Below are 2,143 nucleotides of genomic sequence, written 5' to 3'. Positions count from 1 at the left end.
AAACGCCTGTGCGATCATTGATCCGGTGATGGACTACGATGCCGCGTCGGGCACACTATCCAGCGAATTTGCTGACAAAATTGTCAGTTTCATTGACAAAAATGGCTTGAGTACAGAGTGGATCCTGGAAACCCACGCCCACGCAGATCACCTCACGGCAGCCCCCTATCTGAAAGCTAAATTAGGTGGCTTGATTGGCATCGGTGAACATATACGCCGGGTTCAGTCTACGTTTAAATCCATTTACAACCTCGAGGACACTTTTCCTTCGGACGGCAGCCAATTTGATCAACTATTTGGTGACGGTGAGGTAATCAGTCTCGGCCATTTGGATATCGAAGTGTTACACACGCCCGGTCACACACCGGCTTGCGTTTCCTATTACATAGAAGATGCCGTGTTTGTTGGCGACACCCTGTTTATGCCGGACTACGGCACCGCACGAGCGGATTTTCCCAACGGCAGTGCCAATACCCTGTATCAGTCGATTCGCAAGATACTGGCGCTACCAGAGTCAACTCGCATGTTTGTAGGGCATGATTACAAAAGCCCTAACCGTGACGCGTTCAAGTGGGAAACCTCCGTGTTCGAGCAGCGCAGAAGCAACATTCATGTGAAAGACGGCGTGAGTCAGGCTGATTATGTGACTATGCGTGAAAAGCGTGATGCTGGCCTGGCAGTCCCAAAATTGCTGCTGCCGGCCATACAAATAAATATTCGCGCAGGGCAGCTTCCGCCGGCAGAAGACAATGGCAAACACTATCTGAAAATACCGCTGACTGTGAGTAAGTAGCGATGCTAGCGATCTTACTTGGGGCCACGGTGATTGGCCTGAGCCTTGGTATTCTGGGCTCGGGCGGTTCCATTCTGACAGTGCCACTACTGACTTACGTCATAGGTCGGCCACCGAAAGTGGCGATTGCCGAGTCCCTGCTGATCGTTGGCTGCATTGCAGCGACAGGCGCAATGAGGTTGCACCGTGAGGGACTAATCGACTGGCCAAAAGTAGGGTGGTTCGGGCTACCGAGTATGGCGGGTACCTATCTGGGCGCAATGACATCGCAGTATGTCCCCGGTACAACCCAACTCGCTGTGTTTGCTGTTGTTATGCTGTTAGCCAGCGGTTTTATGTTGCGCCCTTACAAGCCCAATACAATCACAGGTATTAGCGTGTTTAAGCTCAGTGTCGTCGCTATCTGTGTTGGCAGCGTCGCCGGGTTTGTTGGGGTGGGCGGCGGATTCCTAATTGTGCCAGCTCTGTTGGCGACGGCAGGTGTATCAATGCGACAGGCAATAGGCACTAGCCTGGCAATTATTGTTATGCAATCTATCTCCGGCTTTAGCAAATACTCCTGGTTGTTCTGGCAATCGGGTGAGCTTCCTTACGACTGGCTGCTAATAGCGGTGATGGTTGGGGTGGGCGCTGTCGGGTCTGTATTTGGAGTGCGTTTGGCTGCTGCACTTCCTCAACATCAGCTTAAGCGCGGTTTCGGCGCGTTGTTGGTAGTGATGGGACTCAGCATTTTCTTTTCAGCTATTGGAGGTATCTAATGCCGGTTAATACAATCACCGCAGAGTTCAGCGTCTCGGGGCCGCTGGACCAAAACGCAATTAACAACCTGGCTGCTACGGGCACAACACTGCTTATTAATGTGCGGCCAGATAACGAATGTGCCGGGCAAACTAACGATACTGCATTGGCGGCAATGGCTGAAAAAGCGGGACTTGCCTATGCCTTTATTCCGGTAACAAGCGGTGATTACCCAGACGATAAAATTGCGGCCTTTGCCAGTGTGCTGGCTTCCTGTGATGGCGCTGTTCATGGCATCTGCCGCACAGGCACCAGGGCGGCGCATTTATGGGCATTGGCTAAATGCAAAGCCGGGGTGAATAAGGTGTGGTTGCAGCAGCAATTGGTTCAGGCAGGGATTGATGTGGCTCCCTTACTGGCAAACTGTGAACCATTGGTTGATAAAAAAGCGGCGGCCTGAAAAAGACTGCCGCTACGTTGGGAGGGTGGCCAGGCAATCGTTGCTCAAGCCACCGGGCACATGAAAACCTATGGGCAGTGCGTGGTCGGCTTACCGCGCTGTGTTAAGCGCAGGTTTGAAACCGATAGTTCAGCCTGGCCATTCACACTAAA

At 52.4% G+C, this 2,143-nt stretch carries 3 protein-coding genes; all 3 read left to right on the top strand.

Translation table 11 applies throughout. From position 1 onward, the window contains the following. A partial coding sequence (locus AC4MRN_RS20585; RefSeq protein ID WP_491204384.1) for an MBL fold metallo-hydrolase occupies positions 1-793 on the top strand: 793 nt, incomplete at its 5' end. Positions 794-795: 2 nt separating this feature from the next. Continuing rightward, the gene (locus AC4MRN_RS20580) at positions 796-1,551 is read left to right on the top strand and encodes a sulfite exporter TauE/SafE family protein (RefSeq protein WP_491204383.1); all 756 of its coding nucleotides are present in this window, start codon (positions 796-798) and stop codon (positions 1,549-1,551) included. Then, complete coding sequence (locus tag AC4MRN_RS20575) at positions 1,551-1,991, top strand: protein tyrosine phosphatase family protein (RefSeq protein WP_491204382.1); 441 nt, start codon at positions 1,551-1,553, stop codon at positions 1,989-1,991. Before AC4MRN_RS20580 ends, AC4MRN_RS20575 begins: the two co-directional genes overlap by 1 nt. The last annotated feature ends 152 nt before the right edge of the window (positions 1,992-2,143 follow it).

This window comes from Marisediminitalea sp. (genome assembly GCF_984433645.1).
This window is presented reverse-complemented; position numbering and strand designations above follow the sequence as displayed.

Bases quoted from the DNA above. Each gene is read 5' to 3' on its own strand.
- AC4MRN_RS20580 (WP_491204383.1), top strand. From the start codon at position 796: ATGCTAGCGATCTTACTTGGGGCCACGGTGATTGGCCTGAGCCTTGGT.
- AC4MRN_RS20575 (WP_491204382.1), top strand. From the start codon at position 1,551: ATGCCGGTTAATACAATCACCGCAGAGTTCAGCGTCTCGGGGCCGCTG.